General features: G+C 55.3%; 22 protein-coding genes and 1 other RNA gene. 8 read left to right on the top strand and 15 right to left on the bottom strand.

Translation table 11 applies throughout. The features are described 5' to 3' along the window. Positions 1-114 precede the first annotated feature (114 nt). Together CU041_RS17465 and CU041_RS17460 are read right to left on the bottom strand one after the other, a co-directional pair. Positions 115-549, bottom strand: a complete 435-nt coding sequence (locus tag CU041_RS17465; RefSeq protein ID WP_101247871.1) for a TfoX/Sxy family protein — start codon at positions 547-549, stop codon at positions 115-117. Continuing rightward, complete coding sequence (locus CU041_RS17460) at positions 533-1237, bottom strand: helix-turn-helix transcriptional regulator (protein ID WP_101247870.1); 705 nt, start codon at positions 1235-1237, stop codon at positions 533-535. The genes CU041_RS17465 and CU041_RS17460 overlap by 17 nt, the downstream gene beginning before the upstream one ends. Positions 1238-1361: 124 nt before the next feature. On the opposite strand from CU041_RS17460, the gene CU041_RS17455 reads away from it, so the two are divergent. Further along, a complete protein-coding gene (locus CU041_RS17455) occupies positions 1362-1799 on the top strand; it encodes a VOC family protein (protein WP_068517092.1) in 438 nt (145 codons plus the stop codon). 86 nt (positions 1800-1885) lie between these two features. Here CU041_RS17455 and CU041_RS17450 read toward each other — a convergent pair whose 3' ends face one another. Next, positions 1886-2518, bottom strand: a complete 633-nt coding sequence (locus CU041_RS17450; RefSeq protein ID WP_101247869.1) for an alpha/beta family hydrolase — start codon at positions 2516-2518, stop codon at positions 1886-1888. A gap of 239 nt (positions 2519-2757) precedes the next feature. Between CU041_RS17450 and CU041_RS17445 the strand changes: the two genes are divergently transcribed. Next, positions 2758-3888: an AbrB family transcriptional regulator gene (locus tag CU041_RS17445; protein WP_233433160.1), complete on the top strand. Its 1131-nt coding sequence runs from the start codon at positions 2758-2760 to the stop codon at positions 3886-3888. A 30-nt stretch (positions 3889-3918) separates the two neighbouring features. Here CU041_RS17445 and CU041_RS17440 read toward each other — a convergent pair whose 3' ends face one another. The 3 genes from CU041_RS17440 to CU041_RS17430 all read right to left on the bottom strand — a co-directional run bounded on the left by CU041_RS17440 (position 3919) and on the right by CU041_RS17430 (position 8302). Then, entirely contained in the window at positions 3919-5352 is a 1434-nt protein-coding gene (locus CU041_RS17440; protein ID WP_170310294.1) for a methyl-accepting chemotaxis protein, read from the bottom strand. 247 nt (positions 5353-5599) lie between these two features. Beyond that, a complete protein-coding gene (locus CU041_RS17435) occupies positions 5600-6520 on the bottom strand; it encodes a DMT family transporter (RefSeq protein WP_101247867.1) in 921 nt (306 codons plus the stop codon). A 165-nt stretch (positions 6521-6685) separates the two neighbouring features. Continuing rightward, positions 6686-8302, bottom strand: coding sequence for a fumarate hydratase (locus tag CU041_RS17430; RefSeq protein ID WP_068517088.1), 1617 nt, complete (start codon positions 8300-8302; stop codon positions 6686-6688). A gap of 289 nt (positions 8303-8591) precedes the next feature. On the opposite strand from CU041_RS17430, the gene CU041_RS17425 reads away from it, so the two are divergent. Beyond that, entirely contained in the window at positions 8592-9527 is a 936-nt protein-coding gene (locus tag CU041_RS17425; protein WP_101247866.1) for an AEC family transporter, read from the top strand. An 81-nt stretch (positions 9528-9608) separates the two neighbouring features. Here the strand turns inward: CU041_RS17425 and CU041_RS17420 are convergent, their stop codons facing one another. The 3 genes from CU041_RS17420 to CU041_RS17410 form a co-directional block, all read right to left on the bottom strand. Then, complete coding sequence (locus CU041_RS17420) at positions 9609-10151, bottom strand: SspB family protein (protein WP_068517086.1); 543 nt, start codon at positions 10149-10151, stop codon at positions 9609-9611. A gap of 138 nt (positions 10152-10289) precedes the next feature. Further along, positions 10290-10656, bottom strand: a transfer-messenger RNA (tmRNA) gene (gene ssrA, locus CU041_RS17415). A gap of 80 nt (positions 10657-10736) precedes the next feature. After that, the gene (locus CU041_RS17410; protein ID WP_101247865.1) at positions 10737-11297 is read right to left on the bottom strand and encodes a putative glycolipid-binding domain-containing protein; all 561 of its coding nucleotides are present in this window, start codon (positions 11295-11297) and stop codon (positions 10737-10739) included. A gap of 210 nt (positions 11298-11507) precedes the next feature. Between CU041_RS17410 and CU041_RS17405 the strand changes: the two genes are divergently transcribed. From CU041_RS17405 to CU041_RS17390, 4 genes are all read left to right on the top strand, one after another. Continuing rightward, the gene (locus CU041_RS17405) at positions 11508-12302 is read left to right on the top strand and encodes a thymidylate synthase (protein WP_101247935.1); all 795 of its coding nucleotides are present in this window, start codon (positions 11508-11510) and stop codon (positions 12300-12302) included. Next, positions 12302-12829, top strand: coding sequence for a dihydrofolate reductase (locus CU041_RS17400; RefSeq protein ID WP_068517084.1), 528 nt, complete (start codon positions 12302-12304; stop codon positions 12827-12829). Before CU041_RS17405 ends, CU041_RS17400 begins: the two co-directional genes overlap by 1 nt. 129 nt (positions 12830-12958) lie before the next feature. Continuing rightward, positions 12959-13540, top strand: a complete 582-nt coding sequence (locus CU041_RS17395; protein WP_101247864.1) for a TetR/AcrR family transcriptional regulator — start codon at positions 12959-12961, stop codon at positions 13538-13540. A 131-nt stretch (positions 13541-13671) separates the two neighbouring features. Beyond that, a complete protein-coding gene (locus CU041_RS17390) occupies positions 13672-14229 on the top strand; it encodes a peroxiredoxin-like family protein (RefSeq protein WP_101247863.1) in 558 nt (185 codons plus the stop codon). Between the two features lie 118 nt (positions 14230-14347). On the opposite strand, the gene CU041_RS17385 is transcribed toward CU041_RS17390, so the two are convergent. From CU041_RS17385 to cyoA, 5 genes are all read right to left on the bottom strand, one after another. Further along, positions 14348-15157 carry an SURF1 family protein gene (locus tag CU041_RS17385; protein ID WP_233433159.1) on the bottom strand — a complete coding sequence of 270 codons (810 nt, stop codon included), beginning with the start codon at positions 15155-15157 and terminating at the stop codon, positions 14348-14350. A gap of 93 nt (positions 15158-15250) precedes the next feature. Continuing rightward, positions 15251-15631 carry a cytochrome o ubiquinol oxidase subunit IV gene (locus tag CU041_RS17380; RefSeq protein ID WP_068517081.1) on the bottom strand — a complete coding sequence of 127 codons (381 nt, stop codon included), beginning with the start codon at positions 15629-15631 and terminating at the stop codon, positions 15251-15253. Further along, positions 15628-16248, bottom strand: coding sequence for a cytochrome o ubiquinol oxidase subunit III (cyoC, locus tag CU041_RS17375; RefSeq protein WP_068517080.1), 621 nt, complete (start codon positions 16246-16248; stop codon positions 15628-15630). The genes CU041_RS17380 and cyoC overlap by 4 nt, the downstream gene beginning before the upstream one ends. Positions 16249-16258: 10 nt before the next feature. Beyond that, the gene (gene cyoB, locus CU041_RS17370) at positions 16259-18268 is read right to left on the bottom strand and encodes a cytochrome o ubiquinol oxidase subunit I (RefSeq protein WP_068517079.1); all 2010 of its coding nucleotides are present in this window, start codon (positions 18266-18268) and stop codon (positions 16259-16261) included. Positions 18269-18359: 91 nt separating this feature from the next. After that, the gene (cyoA, locus tag CU041_RS17365; RefSeq protein ID WP_228195743.1) at positions 18360-19490 is read right to left on the bottom strand and encodes a ubiquinol oxidase subunit II; all 1131 of its coding nucleotides are present in this window, start codon (positions 19488-19490) and stop codon (positions 18360-18362) included. A 450-nt stretch (positions 19491-19940) separates the two neighbouring features. Here cyoA and CU041_RS17360 point away from each other — a divergent pair, with 450 nt between their 5' ends. Further along, positions 19941-21281, top strand: coding sequence for an MFS transporter (locus CU041_RS17360; protein ID WP_101247861.1), 1341 nt, complete (start codon positions 19941-19943; stop codon positions 21279-21281). Between the two features lie 69 nt (positions 21282-21350). Here CU041_RS17360 and CU041_RS17355 read toward each other — a convergent pair whose 3' ends face one another. Beyond that, on the bottom strand, positions 21351-22277 hold the full coding sequence (locus CU041_RS17355) for a LysR family transcriptional regulator (RefSeq protein ID WP_101247860.1): 927 nt from the start codon (positions 22275-22277) through the stop codon (positions 21351-21353). Positions 22278-22361: the final 84 nt, after the last annotated feature.

The raw sequence follows: 22361 nt of genomic DNA, 5'->3' as shown, positions 1-22361 counted from the left end.
ATATTAGATAACATACCTTGATCGCCAAACTCGCCAAAAGCGCGTATTTATTTATAAAATTACCACTTTAAGCAGTTTTGGCGGTACCACAAAAACTGCGCACCGACAGGCCCGTTAGCCGCCTTTTCCGGCCGGTTTGACCACTGGCTTGTGTGATGGCTTGTCTATTGCTTTGCGCTTTGCAGTTTTGCGCTCTCTTTTGCCCCTGGCATCCTTGATCGCCCGGGCACGATGGGCCGCGCCAAGTGCCATATGGGCAAACGCCATCAGTTGATCGCCATCCTCGATCCATTCACCGGGCACTTCGAAATAGGACAGTGTCTGCGCGCGTCCTGATGGCACAACAAACGGCGCCATGCCCATCTCATCATATGCCTTGCGGGTTTGTTCATCCCCCTTGAGATAGGCAACATCATCGGCAACGATGGCAAAAAACACCCCGTCGCAATAAAGGCCAAACCCGCCAAACATCCGTTTGATCCGGATCGCGCCCAAAGGCGCAAGGATCTCTGCAAATGTCAGAACAAATTCGTTATCGACCGATGCCATTAAGGATTTCGCCTTCAACACCTTCGGAAATCAGGTAATCGCGCAAAGAACGCCCCGGAACCGGGCGGTATTTGCTGGTTGAAATTTCCATGCCCCGGATACGGTCGGCCCGAAACACCCGGAATGCTTCGCGCAATTCGCACCAGCACGCCAACAGCCAGGTACTGCCAAAAAACAGCATCCCCAACGGCCAGACACGACGGTTGGTCTCGTCGCCCTTGGCATCGGTATAATCAATATCAATCAGGTTGCGTTCCCGAATGGCCCGCCTCAGATCAGGCATCGAAATCGAAATCGGTTCCTGTGCAATTTCGGCAACGGCAATCGGCACCCCGCCAATCAGACCGCGCATTTTTTCCGGCAGGACGGCTTCGATCTTGGTCAGAGCATCCCCCGCCGCGCGCGCCATCTGCGGATCGGTCCAGCTTTGCACCATGCGGGCTGCCACCACCAGCGCCTCGATCTCGTCGGCATCAAACATCAGGGGCGGCAGGTCATAGCCATCGCGCAGGATATAGCCGACACCCGCCTCGCCCTCGACCGGAACACCCGATGCGGCAAGGTCGCGAATGTCGCGGTAAATTGTACGTTCGGAAACTTCGAGTTCCTCGGCCAGATCACACGCACGGCACAGTTTCCGGCGGCGCAAGATTTGAACAAGGCGAAATAATCGGTCGGCCCTTCTCATGATCGCTCCTTCGTCATCCTGCCCTGAAAATTATCATACCGCTCCTGACAGGCTCCTGTCAGGAGGGATGTGCAACCATTGAGAAATCGGGACAGGATCAAACGCCAATGTCAGGAGCACGACAATGAAAGTTACCAACTCATACCCCATCATCATCACCGACAAATTCACCCAAAGCCGTGCCTTTTACAAAAAGCTTGGCTTTACCCCGGTGTTTGATGGCGACTGGTATTGCCAGCTTGTCTGGTCGGATTTTCCGTCCGTTCAGCTTGGCCTGATGAAACCGGGCCACGAAACCCAGCCGGCCATATTCCATGCCGCCACCCTTGGCGAAGGCAGCGTGATGTGTCTTGAAGTCGAAGATGCGGGAACTGCCGCCAGCGAACTGCGCGATGCCGGGTTCGAATTCGCCATGGATGTCCGTGACGAACCGTGGGGACAACGCCATTTTGCCTTGCTTGATCCCAATGGCGTGCGCCTTGATATCGCAAGCCAGACCGGGCAAATCGCACCGGAATATGCCCATCACTTCCTTGATGATACCCAGGCCATTCTGGCCTGATCCCCCTTGCGCCGAACCGCACGACTTGAACGCCCCAAATCAATGCAACCCAAACCGGCCCGCCACTCAATGGCGGGCCGGTATCATCAGGTCAGTTTTCGGGCAAAATCCGATATCACACCGGCCGCCTCGATAATGTTCTGGCTTTGCGTCCGTCCGGAACTTTTGCGCGGCTTGAAATCATGTTCGCCGTCCTCAACCCAATGCAGCCCGATCGCCTTCGACAAATCATACCCGGCGATCTCGTCAGGTTTACCAAACGGATCGCGCGTTCCGTGACAAATCAGTGCGGGCGTTACAAGGCTGGCCAAATGCTCGGTGCGAAGGTTTTCGGGTTTGCCCGGCGGATGGAACGGATATCCAAGACATACAAGCCCCGCCACCCCAAGATCATCTGCCACCATGCTGGCCATGCGGCCGCCCATTGATTTACCACCGAGTACCAGGTTTTCCGGCCCGCCAAGCTGACGAACGACCTCGCCTAAAAACGGCAAAAGAACTGCCGCGCGATCGGGTCCGCGCTTTTTGCCATCCTCCCGGCGTTTGGCCATATAGGGAAACTCAAACCGTGCCACCCGCAAACCGCCAGCAGCCAGTGCCCCCGCCATTTCATTCATGAACGGACTGTCCATCGGCGCCCCGGCACCATGTGCAAGCGCGATGGTCAAACCGGCCTTCTCATCCCCGTCAAACAGAAACGGGATCTCATACGTCGTCATCAGACAATCTCCAGACAGTCAATTGCAGACCAGATCAAGAACCACAGGGCTGCGATGTGTAACGCTAAGTGCAGCTAATTACAGTTGCAGAGATTACCTCTTTTGCAAAAGCTCGATTCCCGAATGATTATAAGGTTATAATTGCCTGCCCCACCCGGTCGGCAAGCCCCTTGTGCCGATATCTGTCAGATCGCGCCACCCGCGATATGCCGATCCTTTTGTTTGCAAAGGCAATCATCGTGTCATCAGAACCGCAACACACACCCGAAATACCATCAAAAGAACGCCTTGGCCGATTGCCCAAGCCGGTCCAGTGGATGGTGATGGTATCGGTATCGCTGGTGTTTTCGGTGCTGCTTCATCGCTGGCATGTGCCTGCCGCGCTTTTGGTCGGGCCGATGATTATCGGTATTGTCATGGGGACCAATGGTGCCACCATCACACCGCCGAAATCCCTTTATCTCGGGGCGCAATCCGTGCTCGGCGTGATGATTGGCGGATCAATGACCATCGGCATCCTGACATCCTTTGTCCAGGACTGGCCGCTGATCATCGGGGTCACAACCATAACGCTTCTGGCCAGCAGCTTTCTGGGCTGGATCCTGTGCGTCAAACAGGTTCTGCCGGGAACGGCGGGCATCTGGGGTTCATCCCCCGGGGCGGCATCCGCGATGGTCATCATGGCAGAGGCCTTTGGCGCGGATGCCCGTCTTGTTGCCTTCATGCAATATGTCCGGGTGGTGATCGTGGTTGCCGTGGCATCGAGTGTTGCCAATTTCTGGGTTGATCCCGAAGTTGCCGCCGCCGCGGCATTGGCCCATCAATGGTTCCCGCCGCTTGATGTGCCGGGCTTTGCGATCACGCTTGGGCTGGCAGCGATCTGTTGCCTTGTCGGGGAAAAATCGCGCCTGCCGTCGGGCACGCTTCTGATACCGATCATTGTCACCATGATCCTGCATGTCAGCGGCTATATCGATGTCGTGTTGCCCGAATGGTTTCTGGGCCTGACCTATGCGATGATCGGCTGGGTGATCGGACTTAAATTCACCCCGGCGGTCTTGCGCCACGCCGCCCATGCCTTTCCCAAGGTCTTGTTGTCGATCATAATGCTGATCGGCTTTTGTGCGGGGATTTCCGGTCTTTTGGTGATCTTCATGGATGTTGATCCGCTGACCGCCTATCTGGCGACAAGTCCGGGTGGACTTGACTCGGTCGCAATCATTGCTGCCAGCACCAATGTCGATCTGTCATTCATTCTGGTGTTGCAGGCCACCCGGTTTTTCATGGTCCTTGCCTTTGGTGCGCCGCTTGCCCGGTTGGTTGCACGGCGCACCGCCCATCTGACCGGCCCCGAAAACGAAAAGGCCTGACGGATCACATCTGCGCACGCAGATATCAGGTCACATCGCAAGGATCTTGCCGATAAAGCCTTCTACCCGGGTGCGAAGTTCGCTTCCCTGGGTTTCAAGATTTGCAGCCGCATCGCTTAGTTCACCGGCAACCGCATCGGCATGGGCGATGGCATTGGTGATTTCTTCGACACTGTCCCCGACCGACCGTGCTTCGGAAACCGCACTGGTTGCCCCCGATGCGACGGAAATACAGATTTCGGCCTGTTCTTCTGTTTGTGCGGCGGTGGTTTCGGATCGCGCCTGCAAGGTATCCATCGCCAGGGCAATCTGATCGATGTCATTGCCGGCCTTGGCAATGGTTTCAAGCATCAGCTCCATCCAGCGCGAAATCTCGTCTGTTGCACTGGCAGATTGCCCGGCAAGGGCCTTGACCTCCTTGGCGACAATCGCAAAGCCCTTGCCGGCCTCACCGACGCGCGCAGCTTCGATCGATGCATTAAGACCCAGCATCTTGGTCTGTGCAGCAATCGCAGAAATCGATGACAGCATCTTTTCCGCATCGGCGGCGCGGGCCTGGAGGGTGGCAAATGTTTCGCGCATGTCACGGGCCTGACACCCGATTTCGTGGGTGGTGCGCACGGTTTCGGCTGCCTCGCCGCCAACATGTACCAGTTGGCTTTTCAGAGTTTCCATCTGCTGGGCAACATTTTCGATCCGCTGAAGCGCACTTTGTGCCGCCTGCGCGATCCCCTGATTGCAGTTGCGCGTCTGATCATGGCTGTCGCCCAGAACGTCAAGCGCGCTGCGCACCTGACTGACCGCCGCACCAAGCATCCCGACCGTGCCCTGAACCTGATTTTCAAAATCCGATGCCAGCTGTTCGCGCGATTTCAAAACCTGTTCACGTTCCAGAATGCGCGCAACCTGCCCGCCGACAAATCCCAGAAGTTCCAGCAATTCATCATCAAGCCGGGCAATGTCGGGGCTGAAAAATTCGATCACGCCTTCTGTGCGGCCTGCCAGCTTGACCGGCAGGGCAAAGCATCCCCGAAGCCCGTTTCGCGCCGCAGACGGCGCACGCAGGAAACCATCCTTTCGCGTGACATCCGCGATACAGACCGCCGTGCCATTGGCCGCGACGCTGCCGATCAGTCCCTGCCCCAGGGCAAAAACAGTCTGTTCGGACTGGGTCCGGAAATCGGCAATCCTTGCACCGGAAATTGATGAACTGATTGACCAGATGCCCGCTGATGACAATTCATCACCCGATCGCAAATAGGCATGCCCGATCGGCCATGCACAATAATCACAAACGGCGCTCAGGATATCGCCAATCGCCTCATTGCGTGCGCTGGCCTCGTCTGCGACCGTGCTGACCTTGCGCAGCAAACGCAAAATATCAACCAGTGCAGAACCATCGGGCGCGCGACGGAATTGCGGATCGTTTTCGGGGGAAACAGAACGGATGAAACCGGCAAGCATCTTGAAACTCCGAGGCTGAAACAGTTCGGTCCCCTCACGGAAACCAAACAGGTCATGCAAGCCTCGTTGCCTGCCAATCATCGAAATGTCCGGGCGCCATTGCCCGGTCACAAGGGAATATTAGCGTACTATTGCACACGCGAAAAGAACATTTCGCGTGTGCAATACAATCAATCATTTAGACCGGGCTAAAGGTGCTTTGCCACGCCATCTGGTGCGCGAAACACGCTGTTGGCAATCAGCGGACCTAAACCCTGACCTTGCGAAAGACACCCGATGCGATCATCACACCAAGGATCACCAGCACCACGGCAAGTGCCAGCGCAAGGTTGCCCTGCTCACCCAGCAGGATCACACCGCCAAGTGCTGTCAGGGCCGGCGTCATCGCCCCGAATGCCGACGCACCGGTTGATCCGATATGACGCACGGCAAGGCCATAGGTAATCACCGCAACACAACCGGCCAAAAGCCCCTGGGCGGTCAACAGCATCATGACATCGCCAACCGGCGCATCGGCAAGCGTGGTACCGGTAAAGACCGCAATGATGGCCATGATCACAAAGGACCAGAAACCGACAAAGGCCGCCGCCTCAAGCGCGCCAAGACCACTTTGGCGCATGGCATGGGTGTAGCACGCCCACATGAACGCCCCGGCAGAAACAAGGCCATAGCCCAGCAACATGTCACTGCTGACCTCGCCGGCCGGTTTAAGCGCCACAAGCGACAAGACCCCGACAATCACCGCACCATACCCGGTCAAACGTAGCTTGCCCGGACGTTCGCCAAACATCACAACAGCAATCAGAACCGCCCAGACCGCCATCACACCGGGCAACAAAATGCCCACATGGCTTGCCGGAACGAATTTCAGCGCACTGGCAACCATCAGCGTGTAAAACGCCCCCGACCCGACCAGCATCAAAAGACCATTGGCAATCGAAAGCCCCTTGGGCCAGATGCCTTTTTTCAGCCAGATCGGGGCAAGCAGAACAAACGGCACCACAAAGCGCAAAAGACCAATATCCACAGCTGTAAAGCTTGATGTCATGGCATAGCGGGTCGCAATAAGCCAACCGGCCCAGATAAAGACCGTCGCCAAGGCAGATGTCACACCGACAAGTCGGCTTTCCGTCGCACTGGTGGCACGAAGCGCGGAAGTTTCAGACATAACAGGTTATCCGATAAAGGGTTGATTTTGCCCGAATCAGACCATGCCGCGCCCAATACGGCAACCCCTTTGACCGGAGGTCAGCTATGCGCGGCAAAATCCATGAAAAAACGGCGCAAGGTTGCCCCTGCGCCGTTTTTGATTTTCCCGATGGCCGGATCGAAATCAGATGCCGAATTCGGCAAAGAAATCATTGCCCTTGTCATCAATAACGATGAAGGCCGGGAAGTCTTCGACTTCGATCTTCCAGACGGCTTCCATGCCAAGTTCCGGATATTCGTGAACTTCGACCTTCTTGATGCAATCCTGTGCCAGACGCGCAGCCGGGCCACCGATCGATCCAAGATAGAAACCGCCATATTTCGCGCAGGCATCCTTGACGGCCTTCGAACGGTTGCCTTTTGCCAGCATCACGAACGAACCGCCAGCGGCCTGGAACTGCTCGACATAGGCATCCATACGACCCGCCGTGGTCGGGCCGAACGAACCCGAAGGCATGCCTTCCGGGGTTTTCGCCGGACCGGCATAATAAACCGGATGGTTTTTGAGGTATTCGGGCATCTCTTCACCGGCATCAAGGCGTTCCTTGATTTTGGCATGCGCGATGTCACGGGCCACAATCACGGTCCCGGTCAGCGACAGGCGCGTTTTGACCGAATATTGCGAAAGCTGCTTGCGGATTTCATCCATCGGACGGTTCAGGTCAACCTTGACCACTTCGTCATCAAGATGCTCGTCCGTGACCTGCGGAAGGTATTTCGCCGGATCATGTTCGAGATCCTCGATAAAGATACCGTCCTTGGTGATCTTGCCGAGAATCTGACGGTCGGCAGAGCACGAAACACCCAGACCAACCGGGCAGCTTGCCCCGTGGCGCGGCAGGCGGATCACACGCACATCGTGGCAGAAATACTTGCCACCAAACTGTGCGCCGATGCCCATTTCGCGGGTCATCTCAAGAACCTTCTGTTCCCATTCAAGGTCACGATAGGCCTGACCATGCTCGCCACCTTCGGTCGGAAGGTTGTCGTAATAACGCGCAGACGCCATTTTGACGGTCTTAAGGCAGGCTTCCGCCGACGTACCGCCAATGACGATGGCAAGGTGATACGGCGGGCAAGCAGACGTCCCAAGGGTGCGGATTTTCTCGTCAAGGAACTTGCGCAGGCTTTCCGGGTTCAGAAGCGCCTTGGTCTGCTGGAACAGGAAGGTCTTGTTGGCAGACCCGCCGCCCTTTGCCATGAACATGAATTTATATTCATCGCCCTTGGTCGCATAAAGATCGATCTGTGCCGGAAGGTTCGACCCGGTGTTCTTTTCTTCGAACATGTTGATCGGGGAAACCTGCGAGAAGCGCAGGTTATGTTTCTGATAGGCCTGCCAGATACCCTTGGACAGCGCTTCTTCATCCGAACCATCGGTGATGACCTTGCCACCCCGTTTGCCCATGACGATTGCCGTTCCGGTATCCTGACACATCGGCAAAACCCCGCCCGAGGCAATGGATGCGTTTTTCAGAAGATCCATCGCAACGAACTTGTCGTTCGGTGTGGCTTCTTCGTCATCAAGGATTTTGCGAAGCTGTTCAAGATGGCCCGGACGCAAAAGGTGCGAACAATCGAAAAACGCCTGAAGGGTCAGTTTTTCAATCGCTTCGGGTTCAACCTTCAAATAGGTCTCGCCATTGACGTCAACGGTGGAAACACCCTCATCGCCGATCTTGCGGTACGGGGTCGTGTCCTTCCCCTGATCGAACATGGGTTTATAGACAAAATCACTCATGGAAGGCTCTCGTCTCTCTCAAAACAAGGTGGGATTGTTTTTTTCGATAATTGACGCGGAACATAGCGCCTCGACAAAGAAATTTCCACGTTCTTTGCCCTTATATGCGTTTTTTGCCCGCAAATACGCAGTTCTGCGGATAAGCAAAGCCTGTTATTGGGTGTCTATTGCCTGTAAACGATCATTCTGATAGCGCGCTGATTGATCCTGCCCTAGACATTACCCGTTCTAAAAGTGCATCAAGGTTGCGCACCCACAATCGGGTGCGTTTTTTGTTTCAGGTTTGCCCATGCTTTCCCAGATTTTGATTATCCTGCCGATTTTTGCACTGATCCTGACAGGATGGATCGCGCGCAAAGGCGGTGCCCTTGGTCCGACCGCCACGCGCGAAATCAACCGGCTTGTGGTCTATTTTGCCCTGCCCGCCCTGTTGTTTGACATCATGGCAAAGGCCGAACCCCATGAAATCTGGCAACCTGACTTCATTCTGGCTTTTGGTTTCGGCTGTGGCGTGGTTTTCATACTGACCATCATCATGCGGATTGCCAGCGGCCATCATCTGGTCGATGCGGTGATTGACGGCCTTACCACCAGTTACGCCAATGCCGGTTTCCTTGGCTTCCCGCTTGTTCTGGCCCTGATTGGTGAAAGCGGTCTGGCCGCAACCCTGATTGCCACCATCCTGACCGCCTGTGTGCTGTTTGCCATTGCCATCATCCTGATCGAATTTGGCCTGCAACAGGAAACCAGCCGTTTTGACATCATTCTCAAGACCCTCAAGGCACTGGTCAAAAACCCGCTTCTGATTGCGCCGACCCTTGGCTCAGTGGTGATGCTGTCCCCGTGGGAAATTCCCGGCCCGGTCGATGTTTATCTGAAACTTGTTGGCGGGGCGGCCGCCCCGTGCGCACTGATTGCACTTGGACTGTTTCTGGCTGATCGCACCGCCAATCAGAAGCACGAAAAATGGAGCACCACGGGGATTTTCGTGATCCTCAAACTGGTTGTCCAACCGGCCCTGACCTGGGTGATGGCGGTGCCGGTTCTTGGCCTGCCGGGCCACATGGCCCATCTTGCGGTCCTGCTTGCAGCCCTTCCGACCGGGACCGGGCCCTTCATGCTGGCCGAATTTTACAACCGCGAAAGTGTACTGACCGGACGCATGATCCTGATCACCACCATCCTGTCGGTGGGCACCCTGTCGACCTATTTGGCGATTGCCTGACCGGAAATGAAAACGGGTCCGACACATTGGTGTCAGACCCGCGATCGATGTTCCGGCCATGCGCCCGAAGGCGGGCCGGTCTTATTTCTTGCGGAACGCGTCCAGTGCGATGACCTCGCCGGTTTCGCCCGCATCGGGTTTGGATTTTTTGCGCGATGATTTTGACGGTTCGGCCACCAGCGTCGGTGCCGCTTCTTCGTCATCCATCAGATCGGCATCCAGATCATCATCTTCTTCAAAGTCGAAATCATCGTCATCCATTTCTTCTTCGACGCTGAAGGTCAGCATGAAGTTGGCAGACGGATCGACAAAGGCCAGCATCGCATCAAAAGGCACGACCACAGTGGTCGGCATGCCATCGAAGCTCATTCCAACCGAGAAATGGTCATCTTCGGACTTCAAATCCCAGAACCGGTGCTGCAACACCACCGTGATGTTGTCGGGATGCGCTTTGCGCTGACTTTCAGGCAGTGCAACACCGGGATGGTTGGTCTGGAAAGTGATATAGTAGTGATGCTCGCCGAAAAGGCCTTCTTCAGCCACGCGCGCAAGAATATCTTTCACCACGCCGCGCAGCGCCTGGTCGACCATAAGATCGTAACGGAATTCTTCCGGTTTCTGCATCAGTAATCCTGTATCTGGCGGGATACCGGTGCTTTCCGGCAAATCCCGTCATTGTCATATAGCATCTCTGCACGCCAATTGCATCTTGGAGTGCCTTATAATGACTCTATTCATAACGAAGCGGGGAATAAATACAAGAGTGGGGCGTTCTGTTGCTAGGTGCCCCGTCCCCCACCAGATTACCGCTCCCGGCAACCGGAATTTCGCTTTGGTGCTAGTACCGCTTAGGCGGCAACAGCAACCGGAGCATTGTTGTCGTTTGCATTTACAAACATTGGCCCGATGCGGTGGTACCATGCCGAGCGCCCACATTGACTTTTACTGCTCACGTCGATCCTATTTCGGCCCCACGAAGATTGTCTGAGTCGGACAACCGATAAATTTGGTGGAGCCGCCGGGTACCGCCCCCGGGTCCGTAAAGCCTATTCTGTCACGCAGTTTAGCGCCGTAGTCGGGTTGCCCCGACAGCCCCTATATAGGTCAAACCGGGTCCTTTTCACAAGGGGATTTGGGAAATCTTTTTTTTTCATTCGAACGGAACATTCCGATATCCGGACAATGCCGGATTGCCGATTTTCCCCGCCATCAAACACGGCGGAACGTATCGGGATAATCGATCACCAGTCCGGCTTCATCGATTTCAAGCTCTGCCGAGAAATTGCGAAACAGCCCCTCATAACGATAACGACGCCCCGGAATCAGACAGCTGTAACGTTGTGCTGCACGCGACGGCAAAAAATCACCCTCGATCTGACTTGGAAGCGGCACATAGGCCGCCGAAATATCGCACACCTCCCCCGCAGGCAGTTGCAATCGCCGGATCGGAAGCATGTTTGTTGCTGGCGTGATGCCGATATCCACATCAAAACAGCCCGTCAGAGCCGGCAAATCCCGATCAGCCAGACAGTCAAACCAGTTTCCCTTGCCGTCAGAGGTGACATGCATATGCGCCCCGCCGACATAGCTTACCCGGACTTCGCGCGTTGCATATGACGCGTCGGTCACAACAAGGTATGATCCGCCATACTGGCCTTCACGCGTGCCAATCACCACACCCTCAAGCTTGATCCCGTCGGCGTCGGTTTCGCAGACACAATGTTCAAGCCCCTTTCCGTCCCAATCAACCCACTGAACTTCTGTTCGCATATGACCGACACTCCCTGCGTTAAACGCGCCAAAATTTCATGCGATCAAGTATAGCCACACGGGGTGAATTTGCGCGATCTCTCCTGACAGGAACCGTCAGCAGGGGCGTGTTTAAAACGCGATATCAAAGGGGACACTGCGTTGCTTGCCGATGACCGCCGACCTGACTATGCTGCCCCAAAGACGATTCCGAAAAACGCAGGACTGAGCATGCAGCAATATCTTGATCTGATGCGTCTGGTGCGCGACACCGGCACGCGCAAGGAAGACCGCACGGGTACAGGCACCGTATCGATTTTCGGCCATCAGATGCGGTTTGATCTGTCCGAAGGTTTCCCGCTGGTCACCACCAAGAAACTGCATCTGAAATCAATCATTCATGAGTTGCTGTGGTTCCTTGATGGCGACACCAACGTCAAATATTTGCAAGACAACGGTGTGCGCATCTGGAACGAATGGGCCGATGAAAACGGCGATCTTGGCCCGGTCTATGGCGGCCAGTGGCGGTCATGGCGCGGGGCCAATGGGGAAACCATTGACCAGATCACCGGCCTGATCGATCAGATCAAAAACAATCCCGATTCCCGCCGCCTGATCGTGTCGGCCTGGAACGTGGCCGACGTGCCCAATATGGCGCTTCCGCCCTGCCATTGCCTGTTCCAGTTCTATGTCGCGGACGGCAAGCTTTCCTGTCAGCTGTATCAGCGCAGTGCCGATATCTTCCTTGGTGTGCCGTTCAACATCGCATCCTATGCGCTTTTGACCATGATGATTGCCCAGGTTTGTGATCTTGGTGTTGGCGATTTTGTCCATACCCTTGGCGATGCGCATCTTTATACCAACCACCTTGAACAGGTTGAATTGCAGCTTTCGCGCGATCCCCGCCCGCTGCCGACCATGAAAATCAATCCCAATGTCAAATCGATCTTTGATTTCAAGTTCGAGGATTTCGAACTGGTCGGTTATGACCCGCACCCGCATATTGCCGGCAAGGTTGCTGTCTGATGCCTGCAAACAACAATGAACGGATTGAACGGGTTGCGGTTGTTGCTGCGGCCGAAAATGGCGCCATCGGCAAGGATGGCTGGATGCCGTGGGAACTGCCCGAAGACCTTAAACGGTTCAAGGCCCTGACCCTTGGCAAACCGATGATCCTCGGCCGCGTCACGTTTGAAGCCATTGGGCGCCCGTTGCCCAAACGGACCAATATCGTCGTTACCCGCGATAAAGACTGGTCATTTGATCATGAAAATGTCCGCGTCTGCCATGACATCGAAACGGCCATCAGGCTTGCCGACGAAATTGCGCTGCGCGACGGGATCAATGAAGTCATCATTGCCGGTGGCGCCCAGATTTATCACCTCGCCCTGCCTTTTACGACGCGCTTTGAGTTGACCGAAGTTCACGCAAAGATCGACGGCGACACATTCCTTGATCCGCTGGCAGAAGATGAATGGCGCGAAACCGCCCGTCAAAGGATCGACAATCCCGATGGTCCGGACTACAGTTTCGTGACCCTTGATCGGATATAGGCCCGATATGCGTGTGGCTGCACCCTGCCGTGATGCCACAGCGGTTGATTTTCCAGGCCAGCCGATCCATCTTTAAAACAGTTATAGAACACTCGTTCCAGTGTTCTCGTCACTACCCAAGGAAATGTCATGGCGCGCCCCCGCGGATTTGATGAAGAAAGCGTTCTTGATAACGCAATGAACATCTTCTGGAGCAAAGGCTTTGAATCGACCTCTGTTCAGGATCTGGTGGAAGAAACCGGCCTGAACCGGGCAAGCATGTATGCAAGCTTTGGCGACAAAAAGGCTCTTTTCCTGCGCGTGCTTGACCATTACAGCCAGAAAATCAGTTCCGAGCGTTTTGCCAATCTTCGCGAAATCGAAGACGGCCGCGAAGCAATTGAAAAGACTTTCCGCGACACTGCCAAAACCGGCTGCGCAGAAGGCAAACATAAAGGCTGTCTGATTGTGAATTCGGGCATGGAACTGGCCCCGCATGATCCCGAAACCGCGGCCATCGCCCATCAGGCCTTTCGCCGGGTCGAAGACATGTTCGCCGCCGCGCTTAGCCGCGGCATCAAACATGGTACGATTTCAAAGGACAAGAACATCCGCGCACTGGCGCGCTTTCTTGCAGGGTCGATCCAGGGCGTTCAATTGATGTCGCGCCGCGGTGCGGATCGTGAAACGCTTGAAGATTACACCAACACCATTCTCGAAGTCCTGAACTGACCGGTTTGTGAACCCCGCAGACCGCTGTTTCCGATCACGGTTCAGTGATCGGTCTCGAAACATGTTGCATTATAGAATGATCATTCCATAATAAAATCAAACAGCACATACACCAAGTCTTGAGGAACGAAATGTCTGCAATTACCCCGCTTCTGCCCCGTCAGCCTGTCCCGTCTCTCAGCGTTCCGCTGGTCGGGGGCGGCACCTGGTCGCTGGCCGATCAGAAACCGGAAAACTTCACCATGGTCGTGTTTTATCGCGGCCTGCATTGCCCGATCTGCGGCAAATATCTTAAGGACCTTGATAACAAGCTCGCCGATTTTGCCAAACGCGGCGTGAATGTTGTCGTCCTGTCCTCGGACGGCGAAGACCGTGCGACCGAGGCCAAGGCAAAATGGGGCCTTGAAAACCTTGATCTCGGCTATGGGCTTGATCTTGATAAGGCCCGCGAATGGGGTCTTTACATCTCGACCTCGAACGGCGTGACCTCAAGTGGCTATGAAGAACCGGCGATCTTTTCCGAACCCGGTCTGTTTCTGGTCCGCCCGGACGGCACCCTTTATTTCGGCACGGTCCAGACCATGCCGTTTGCCCGCCCGGCCTTTGACCAGATCCTTGGCGCGCTTGATTTCGTGATTGCCAAGGGCTACCCGGCACGCGGCGAAGTGGTTGATCACACCAATCCGTGATCCTGCCCAACACGCGAACAGGTCCCTTCCCCAACCGGTCGCGACGTAATCTGCAAAACAAAGCCCGGCAACTGAAATGCCGGGCTTTTTTGTTCTTCGGTATCAGGTCGCGGAAGGATCAATCCTCGCCCGGGTCGTCACCCTCTTCGCGGCGCCGGCGCGGGCGCAACACGATCCAGGCTGCAACAATCGTCAATGCCGCCATGCCAAACCAGGTCAGCGCATAGGACATGTGATTGTTGGGGAAACTGATCCGGGTCAGTCCGCCGACCGGAAGCTTTGCCGGGTTTTCCGCCCCGTCGCCATCAATGAAATACGGGGCCACATCATTGGCATCAAGCCCGCGCTTTTCGGCCATGGCGCGGACATCGCGCGAATACCACCGATCATCCCCGGGCACATTGTCACGCATGAATGTCCCGACCGGCTCGTCAAGACGCAGAAGCCCCGTCACCGTGACCTCCCCGTCAACCATGCCATCGCTGCGGGTGGCGGGGTTGCGGCGGTCGGTCGGGACAAAGCCGCGATTGACCATGACAATCGTGCCATCGTCGCGTTCAAGCGGCGTCATCACCCAATAGCCCGCCCCGTAATCGGTCGCGGCATAGACATGGCTTTCCAGGTCATTGCGATAGGTGCCGGTAACCGTCACCTTGCGGTATTCATCGCGTTCGCGACTGACATTGGCCCAGTCATCGCGGCGTGGGGCCGGTTGGGCTTCGCCATGCACGCGTGCATCAACCCGCGCAATCAGATCAAGTTTCCAGGCCCGGCGTTCGATCTGCCAGTATCCAAGGGCGCAAAACCCGGAAAACAGAATGGCCGCCAGTGCCAGAACCACAATCCGGGTGGTCATGGATGGTCCGCGCCGCGATGGTTGCGGCGCTGTGGTCGTTTTGGCGGTTCGGGAAAGGCGGTTGTCCGTCATCTCGCTTTCTTTCCAAGGGCATCTGTGTCTGCGAACGAAAAAGGGCGCGATACCGGTAAAGTATCGCGCCCCCTTCAGATATCAAGCAACGGCCTAGCCAAAGCTTTTGATCATTTCATGATCCATCTGCGGCATCATGTTGGTATTGAGGTGATACATCACCCACAGCGAACCGGCGATGGCAATCGCCACGATCACGATGGTGAAGATCAGCGCCAGCATGTTCCAGCCACCTTCGGATTTGGTGTTCATATGCAGGAAGTAGATCATGTGAACCACGATCTGAACCACACCAAGACCCATGATCCAAAGTGCGGTCGCGACCTTGCTGTCAAGAACGCCATCCATCACCAGCCAGAACGGGATCGCTGTCAGGATAACCGACAGGATGAAACCGATCAGATAGCTTTTGAAAGTACCGTGAGAGGCACCATCGCCGTGATGGTCATCATGTGCGTGTGAATGTGCACTCATCCCAGAACTCCCAGCAGATAAACGACAGAGAAGACACCGATCCAGACCACGTCAAGGAAGTGCCAGAACATCGACAGGCACATCAGACGACGCTTGTTTTCCGGGATCAGTCCGCGCTGGGACACCTGAACCATCAGGGTCACAAGCCAGATGATGCCGAATGTCACGTGCAGACCGTGGGTCGCAACCAGCGTATAGAACGCCGACAGGAAGCCACTGCGCATCGGGGTTGCCCCAATGCTCCACAGGTGATGGAACTCGTAAAGTTCCAGCCCGACGAACGCGATCCCGAACAGACCGGTAATCGCCAACCACAGCTGGGTGCCGGCAATCTTGCCTTTTTCCATCTGAAGCATGGCAAAGCCATAGGTGATCGACGAGAACAGCAGCATCGAGGTGTTAATCGCCACCAGTTCAAGATCGAACAGATCCGCCGGCGAAGGCCCGGCCGCATAGTTGCGGCCAAGCACGCCATGGGTTGCAAACAGGATCGCAAAGATGAGGCAATCGCTCATCAGATAGATCCAGAAGCCAAGCATCGTGCCGGTTTCCGGGTGATGCTCTTCTTTCAGGTAAAAGACCGGCGTTTCGGTCTGAGAGGCAGTATTATTCGCCATTGTCATTCCCTTACGCCTGCTGTTTTGCCAGAAGGGCGGTACGTTCGTCTTCGGTCTTCACAACTTCATCTGCCGGGATGTGATAATCACGGTCATAGTTGAAGGTATGCGCAATCGCACCAACCACCAGCACGATGAAGCTGACAGCAGCCAGCCACCAGATGTGCCAGACAAGGGCGAAACCAAGGACAAGCGAAATCGCAGCCAGGATAAAGCCAGCGCCGGTATTTTTCGGCATGTGGATATCGATGAAGCCCGATGTCGGACGTACAAAGCCACGCTTTTTCATATCCGCCCAGGCGTCCAGTTCATGAACAACCGGGGTAAAGGCGAAGTTGTAAGCCGGGGGCGGCGACGAAGTCGACCATTCCAGCGTACGACCACCCCACGGGTCACCGGTTTCGTCACGCAGCTTCTCGCGATTGATAACGGCAACCACGATCGACATCAGGAACGAACCGATACCACCGGCGATCAGAACCGCACCAAAGGCCGCAATAACGAACCAGATCTGAAGCGACGGATCGTCAAAGTGGCTCATGCGGCGGGTAACGCCCATCAGGCCAAGAACATAAAGCGGCATGAAGGCAAAGTAGAAGCCGATGGTCCACAGCCAGAACGACATCTTGCCCCAGAATTCATCAAGCTTGAAGCCGAATGCTTTCGGGAACCAGTAAACGATACCGGCAAACATCCCGAAGACCACACCACCGATAATCACATTGTGGAAGTGGGCAATCAGGAACAGGCTGTTATGGAGCACGAAGTCAGCCGGCGGAACCGCCAGCATAACACCGGTCATGCCACCAATGACAAAGGTCAGCATGAAACCGATCGTCCACAGCATCGGCACATCAAAGCTGATGCGGCCCTTATACATGGTGAACAGCCAGTTGAAGACCTTTGCACCGGTCGGGATCGAGATGATCATGGTGGTGATGCCAAAGAAGGCGTTCACACTTGCGCCCGAACCCATGGTGAAGAAGTGGTGCAGCCAGACGATGTAGGACAGGATGGTAATAACCACCGTGGCATAAACCATCGAGCTGTAGCCAAACAGGCGCTTGCGGCAGAAGGTCGATACAACTTCGGAAAACACACCAAACGCCGGCAGGATCAGGATGTACACTTCCGGGTGACCCCAGATCCAGATCAGGTTGATGTACATCATGGCGTTACCGCCAAGATCGTTGGTGAAGAAGTTGGTGTCTGCATAACGGTCAAGACCAAGCAGAACCAGAACCGCGGTCAGAACCGGGAATGCTGCAACAATCAGGATGTTGGTGCAAAGCGAGGTCCAGGTAAAGACCGGCATCTTCATCATCGACATGCCCGGTGCACGCATTTTGACGATGGTCACAATCAGGTTCACCCCCGAAAGCAACGTACCGACACCGGCAATCTGCAAGGCCCAGATATAGTAATCAACCCCCACACCCGGACTATAGACAATGTCCGAAAGCGGCGGATAGGCCAGCCAACCGGTTTTTGCAAACTCACCGACAAACAGCGATGCCATGATCAGGACGGCACCACAGGTGGTCATCCAGAAGCTGAAATTGTTCAGGAACGGGAATGCAACGTCGCGCGCGCCGATCTGCAGCGGCACAACGAAGTTCATCAGACCGGTCACCAGCGGCATCGCCACGAAGAAGATCATGATCACGCCATGCGCGGTAAAGATCTGGTCATAGTGGTCGGGCGGCAAATAACCGGCAACATCCCCAAACGCGATCGCCTGCTGGGCGCGCATCATCAGTGCATCGGCAAAGCCACGCAGAAGCATGACGATCGCCAGAATGATATACATGATGCCGATCTTTTTATGATCGATCGAGGTGATCCACTCGTTCCAGAGATATCCCCACAAACGGAAATAGGTAAGCGCGCCAACAACGACGAGCCCGCCCAGCACCACGGCAGCAAATGTCACGGCGACAATCGGCTCGTGGAACATCGGGATGGAGTCGATTGACAGCCGGCCAAATATAAAATGTAAAAGGTCCGGATTAGAGAACATCGGATTACTCTTCTTTCAAATGCAGCAAGGCACCAGATACCCGGTGCGAAAACTGCGAAGGGCCGGTTGGCTTTCACCAACCGGCACTGCTTCAGAACCCTGTCGAAACGCCTGCGGGCGCAATGCTCATGGCGCGTGCACTCTGTCCATTGTCAAACAAGGGCAGATTGGCAAGCTCGCCAGAAAAACCACTTTCAGGCGTGGTGCAAAGCGACGCCACATAGGACTTGCTTTCGGGCAACGGCTGACTTCCGCGCATATGCGGCACGTCATAGGTCAGCGACATCACGTTATAGATGCCAGCCAGTCCACCGCCGCCTTTCGCGTCGATCGCCATCATCTCGTTCATGCACATTTTCGACTGGTCGACGCACATGTTGAGGATCGCGGTATAGAGTTCCGGGTCCACTGCGCTGTAGTAGTGAACCGGCTCGGCGACGCTCGGCTTTTCGAGTTCAAGATACTGGGAACGGCCAAGGAAGTTCTCGTCGGACTTCACATCAGCAACCCATTTGTCAAAGCCTTCTTCGCTCAGGCCGTGGAACTTGAAGCGCATGTGAGAGAATCCCTCACCGCTATAGTTCCCCGAGAAGCCTTCATAAACGCCCTCTTCGTTGATCACGGCATGGAGTTTGGTCTCCATACCCGCCATCGAGTAAATCTGGCCCGCAAGAGCCGGAATGAAGAAGGAGTTCATGATACCCGAAGAAGTGATTTTGAACTGAATGGGGGTATCAATCGGAGCTGCAAGTTCATTGACGGTCGCAATGCCCTGTTCCGGATACAGGAACAGCCATTTCCAATCGAGGGAAACGACTTCGATCACCATCGGTTCGTGATCTTTGGCCAACGGACGTTCAGCGTCAATACGGTCCAGCGGACGATACGGGTCAAGCGTATGCGTCGTAACCCAGGTGATCGCGCCAAGCGCAATAATGATCACCAGTGGTGCGGACCAGATGACGACTTCCAGCTTCGTGGAATGGTGCCATTCGGGATCATATTCCGCGTCCTTGTTGCCCTGACGGTATTTCCAGGCAAAGAAGACAGTCAGTGCCATCACCGGAACGATGATCAGCAGCATCAGGATCGTGGAAACGATAATCAGATCGGACTGCTGGGACGCGATATCACCCGACGGGTCGATAACAACCAGGTTGCAACCGGCCAGAAGCGAAAACATCGAGGCTACAGCGACGCCGCGTACAAGTTTTGAAAGCATGCGCTTCATACTTTGTCAGTTTCTGGAAGATGTTCTCACAGGCAACAATATGCCTGCGAGCCGCATGAACGACCCATCGGAGATCGCCACACGTCGTACCCCGTCGCAACGGCATATAGGAATAATCATTCCAAACATCCACGGAAAGGGCACAATTTTGGCAAATTTTTTTCAAAAACCCGCCAGGTCGGAATTTCGCGGGAATTGCTATAGCTGCATCGCAACAATGTCAAGATACCCGCCGTGCATAGCTGGGTCTTAATGACAATTATCATTCCAATGTAAACCTAACGTTGTGCGGTGCAGAAAGATAATTGACACTGACGTTTGCAATTCACATGTCTATACTTAGACTCGATCCAAAGTCGTATCGTCCTTTGATCCGAATTTGTGATCCAATCAAAAGTAGTTAGGACCAAAAGGTCCGACCAGTGATTTAGGGAGAACGGCGTGAACCAAACAACAGAAAACTACGCGACCGCCACCTCATCAGGTTTGGAACGCGACGCACGGCATCTTAATGCCGACGCAACCAACGATCCCGGTCAGATCGCGCTTGGCGTGATTATCGGCCGGACTTCGGAATTTTTCGACTTTTTCGTTTACTGCATCGCATCGGTACTTGTGTTCCCGCAATTGCTGTTTCCCGGCGAAACGGCATTGGTCGGCACCATGTATTCCTTTGCCATCTTCTCTCTGGCCTTTATCGCCCGCCCGGTGGGCTCGCTGGTCTTCATGACGGTTGACCGGCATTATGGCCGTGGCGTCAAACTGACGATTGCCATGTTCATGCTCGGCGGTTCGACCGCGGCGATGGCCTTCCTGCCAAGCTATGCCTCGGCCGGTGTTCTTGCGATCTATCTGCTGTGCAGCTTCCGCTTCCTGCAAGGTCTTGCATGGGGTGGTGCCTGGGATGGTCTTGCATCGCTTCTGGCACTCAATGCGCCGGACAACCGCAAGGGCTGGTATGCGATGATCCCGCAATTGGGCGCACCGCTTGGCTTCATGCTGGCATCTTCACTGTTTGCCTATCTGCTTCTGACCCTGCATCCCGATGACTTCCTGGCCTTTGGCTGGCGCTATGCGTTCTTCGTGGCCTTTGCCATCAACGTGGTCGCATTGTTTGCCCGCCTGCGTCTGGTTGCCACCTCGGAGTTCGGCCATCTTCTTGAAAAGAACGAACTCGAAGCCGCCCGCGTGATGGACACGCTCAAACATAATGGTCGTACCGTTGTGCTTGGGGCACTGGTCCCGATGGTCAGCTACGCGCTGTTCCATCTGGTCACGGTCTTTGCGCTCAGCTGGGTTTATCTGTATGCCAACGGCAATCCGGGGCAGTTCCTTCTGACCCAGGGTGTCGGTGCCGTGCTTTGCGCCTTTGGCATTGTCGCATCGGGCTTCATCGCCGATCAGCTCGGTCGTCGTCGCCTGCTGGGATACAGTGCCGGGATCATCTTCCTGGGTGCTGTTCTGACCCCGCTGCTTTATTCCTTCAACATCATCAATGAAGGCATGATCGTTCTGGGCGGGTTTGCCGTGCTTGGCCTGTGCTTTGGTCAGGCGGCCGGGACGCTGGCCTCAAACTTCAAACGCGAATACCGCTATACCGGGTCTGCCCTGACATCCGATCTGGCCTGGCTGCTCGGTGCCGGTTTTGCCCCACTGATCGCATTGTATCTGTGTGACAAGTTCGGCCTGCCCGGTGTTGGTGCTTACCTGCTTTCAGGGGCAATCGTTACCCTGCTGGTATTGCACTTCAACAAACATTTCGGATCCAAAAATACCGATTGATCACCGGATCCCGTATCCAATCCAACCGAAAACACCCCGGTCAAAGCCGGGGTGTTTTCATATGTGGCTTTATCGCCTGTGCGCCGGGGCTTCGACCTCAGCCAGGCCTGGCATGAAATCGCGCAGGATTTCAAAAAACTTCCGCATGCGTGCCGGATAATAGCTGGCATAGGGATAAACCAGATAAACCGGCAAGGATGACGCTTGCCAGTCCGGGCATAAATGCACCAGCTTTCCGGTTCGCAGGTCATCGGTCACGATCCAGCGCGACACAATCCCCGCCCCCAGCCCGCCAAGCACCGCCTGACGGGTTGCAAACAGACTGTCTGTACTCAGACGCGGCTTGATCGGAAACCGGACTAGTTCCTGACTGCCGATATTTTGCAGCGATATTTCCGACCCGTAAAATGTCTTGAGCGATACCCATGGCAGATCCGCCAGCATCCCGACATCACAAACGGGTCTGTTTTTCAGAATGTCCGGTGCGGCGACAACAATACGCGGGATTTCCGCAAGCAGCACGGCAACATGTGACGGATCGGACACCGCGCCAACATGAATGGCGCAATCGATCCGTTCGGAAATAAAGTCCGGTGGGCGGTCGCTCAGGACCCAGTCGACACTGACCTGGTCATAGCGTTTCAGGAATTTGATCAGCGGCTGAAGCAACTGATCCTGCCCAAAGGCATGGGGCACCTTGACCGCAAGCCGCCCGACCGGTTCTCCGTCCGTACCCGAAAGTTCTTCGGTCAGGGCGTCCCACCCCTCGATCAGGGTGCGGGCATGGGCATAACACCGTTCCCCGTCATCGGTCAGCTTGATCGCATGCGTATTGCGCAGGATCAACTCGACACCAAGCATATCCTCAAGCGTCCGCAACCGGCGACTGATGGTCGGCTGGGTCGTGCCAAGCAATCCCGCCGCCGCCGACAGACTTCCGCCATCCACGATACGCACAAATGTTTGCATCAACTCCATACGATCAACGGAAGACATTCATCACCTATCATACGCTTTACGTATAACCATCTTACCGCACAACCCTCTACCAAACCAGCGCGTCATCCATATTCTGGGCCA

The sequence above is a fragment of the Thalassospira povalilytica genome (assembly GCF_002844235.1).
Lineage (GTDB): Bacteria > Pseudomonadota > Alphaproteobacteria > Rhodospirillales > Thalassospiraceae > Thalassospira > Thalassospira povalilytica.
Note: the sequence above shows the minus strand (reverse complement) of the source record. Positions and strands in the feature narration are given on the sequence as shown.

What these genes read in the sequence shown, in the direction of transcription:
- CU041_RS17385 (WP_233433159.1), bottom strand. Translation starts at nt 15,157, where the DNA reads ATGACGGACAACCGCCTTTCCCGAACCGCCAAAACGACCACAGCGCCG.
- CU041_RS17460 (WP_101247870.1), bottom strand. Translation starts at nt 1,237, where the DNA reads ATGAGAAGGGCCGACCGATTATTTCGCCTTGTTCAAATCTTGCGCCGC.
- CU041_RS17405 (WP_101247935.1), top strand. Translation starts at nt 11,508, where the DNA reads ATGCAGCAATATCTTGATCTGATGCGTCTGGTGCGCGACACCGGCACG.
- CU041_RS17395 (WP_101247864.1), top strand. Translation starts at nt 12,959, where the DNA reads ATGGCGCGCCCCCGCGGATTTGATGAAGAAAGCGTTCTTGATAACGCA.
- CU041_RS17420 (WP_068517086.1), bottom strand. Translation starts at nt 10,151, where the DNA reads ATGCAGAAACCGGAAGAATTCCGTTACGATCTTATGGTCGACCAGGCG.
- cyoB (WP_068517079.1), bottom strand. Translation starts at nt 18,268, where the DNA reads ATGTTCTCTAATCCGGACCTTTTACATTTTATATTTGGCCGGCTGTCA.
- CU041_RS17435 (WP_101247867.1), bottom strand. Translation starts at nt 6,520, where the DNA reads ATGTCTGAAACTTCCGCGCTTCGTGCCACCAGTGCGACGGAAAGCCGA.
- CU041_RS17390 (WP_101247863.1), top strand. Translation starts at nt 13,672, where the DNA reads ATGTCTGCAATTACCCCGCTTCTGCCCCGTCAGCCTGTCCCGTCTCTC.
- cyoC (WP_068517080.1), bottom strand. Translation starts at nt 16,248, where the DNA reads ATGGCGAATAATACTGCCTCTCAGACCGAAACGCCGGTCTTTTACCTG.
- CU041_RS17430 (WP_068517088.1), bottom strand. Translation starts at nt 8,302, where the DNA reads ATGAGTGATTTTGTCTATAAACCCATGTTCGATCAGGGGAAGGACACG.
- CU041_RS17355 (WP_101247860.1), bottom strand. Translation starts at nt 22,277, where the DNA reads ATGTCTTCCGTTGATCGTATGGAGTTGATGCAAACATTTGTGCGTATC.
- cyoA (WP_228195743.1), bottom strand. Translation starts at nt 19,490, where the DNA reads ATGCTTTCAAAACTTGTACGCGGCGTCGCTGTAGCCTCGATGTTTTCG.
- CU041_RS17455 (WP_068517092.1), top strand. Translation starts at nt 1,362, where the DNA reads ATGAAAGTTACCAACTCATACCCCATCATCATCACCGACAAATTCACC.
- CU041_RS17465 (WP_101247871.1), bottom strand. Translation starts at nt 549, where the DNA reads ATGGCATCGGTCGATAACGAATTTGTTCTGACATTTGCAGAGATCCTT.
- CU041_RS17425 (WP_101247866.1), top strand. Translation starts at nt 8,592, where the DNA reads ATGCTTTCCCAGATTTTGATTATCCTGCCGATTTTTGCACTGATCCTG.
- CU041_RS17380 (WP_068517081.1), bottom strand. Translation starts at nt 15,631, where the DNA reads ATGAGTGCACATTCACACGCACATGATGACCATCACGGCGATGGTGCC.
- CU041_RS17410 (WP_101247865.1), bottom strand. Translation starts at nt 11,297, where the DNA reads ATGCGAACAGAAGTTCAGTGGGTTGATTGGGACGGAAAGGGGCTTGAA.
- CU041_RS17400 (WP_068517084.1), top strand. Translation starts at nt 12,302, where the DNA reads ATGCCTGCAAACAACAATGAACGGATTGAACGGGTTGCGGTTGTTGCT.
- CU041_RS17440 (WP_170310294.1), bottom strand. Translation starts at nt 5,352, where the DNA reads ATGCTTGCCGGTTTCATCCGTTCTGTTTCCCCCGAAAACGATCCGCAA.
- CU041_RS17450 (WP_101247869.1), bottom strand. Translation starts at nt 2,518, where the DNA reads ATGACGACGTATGAGATCCCGTTTCTGTTTGACGGGGATGAGAAGGCC.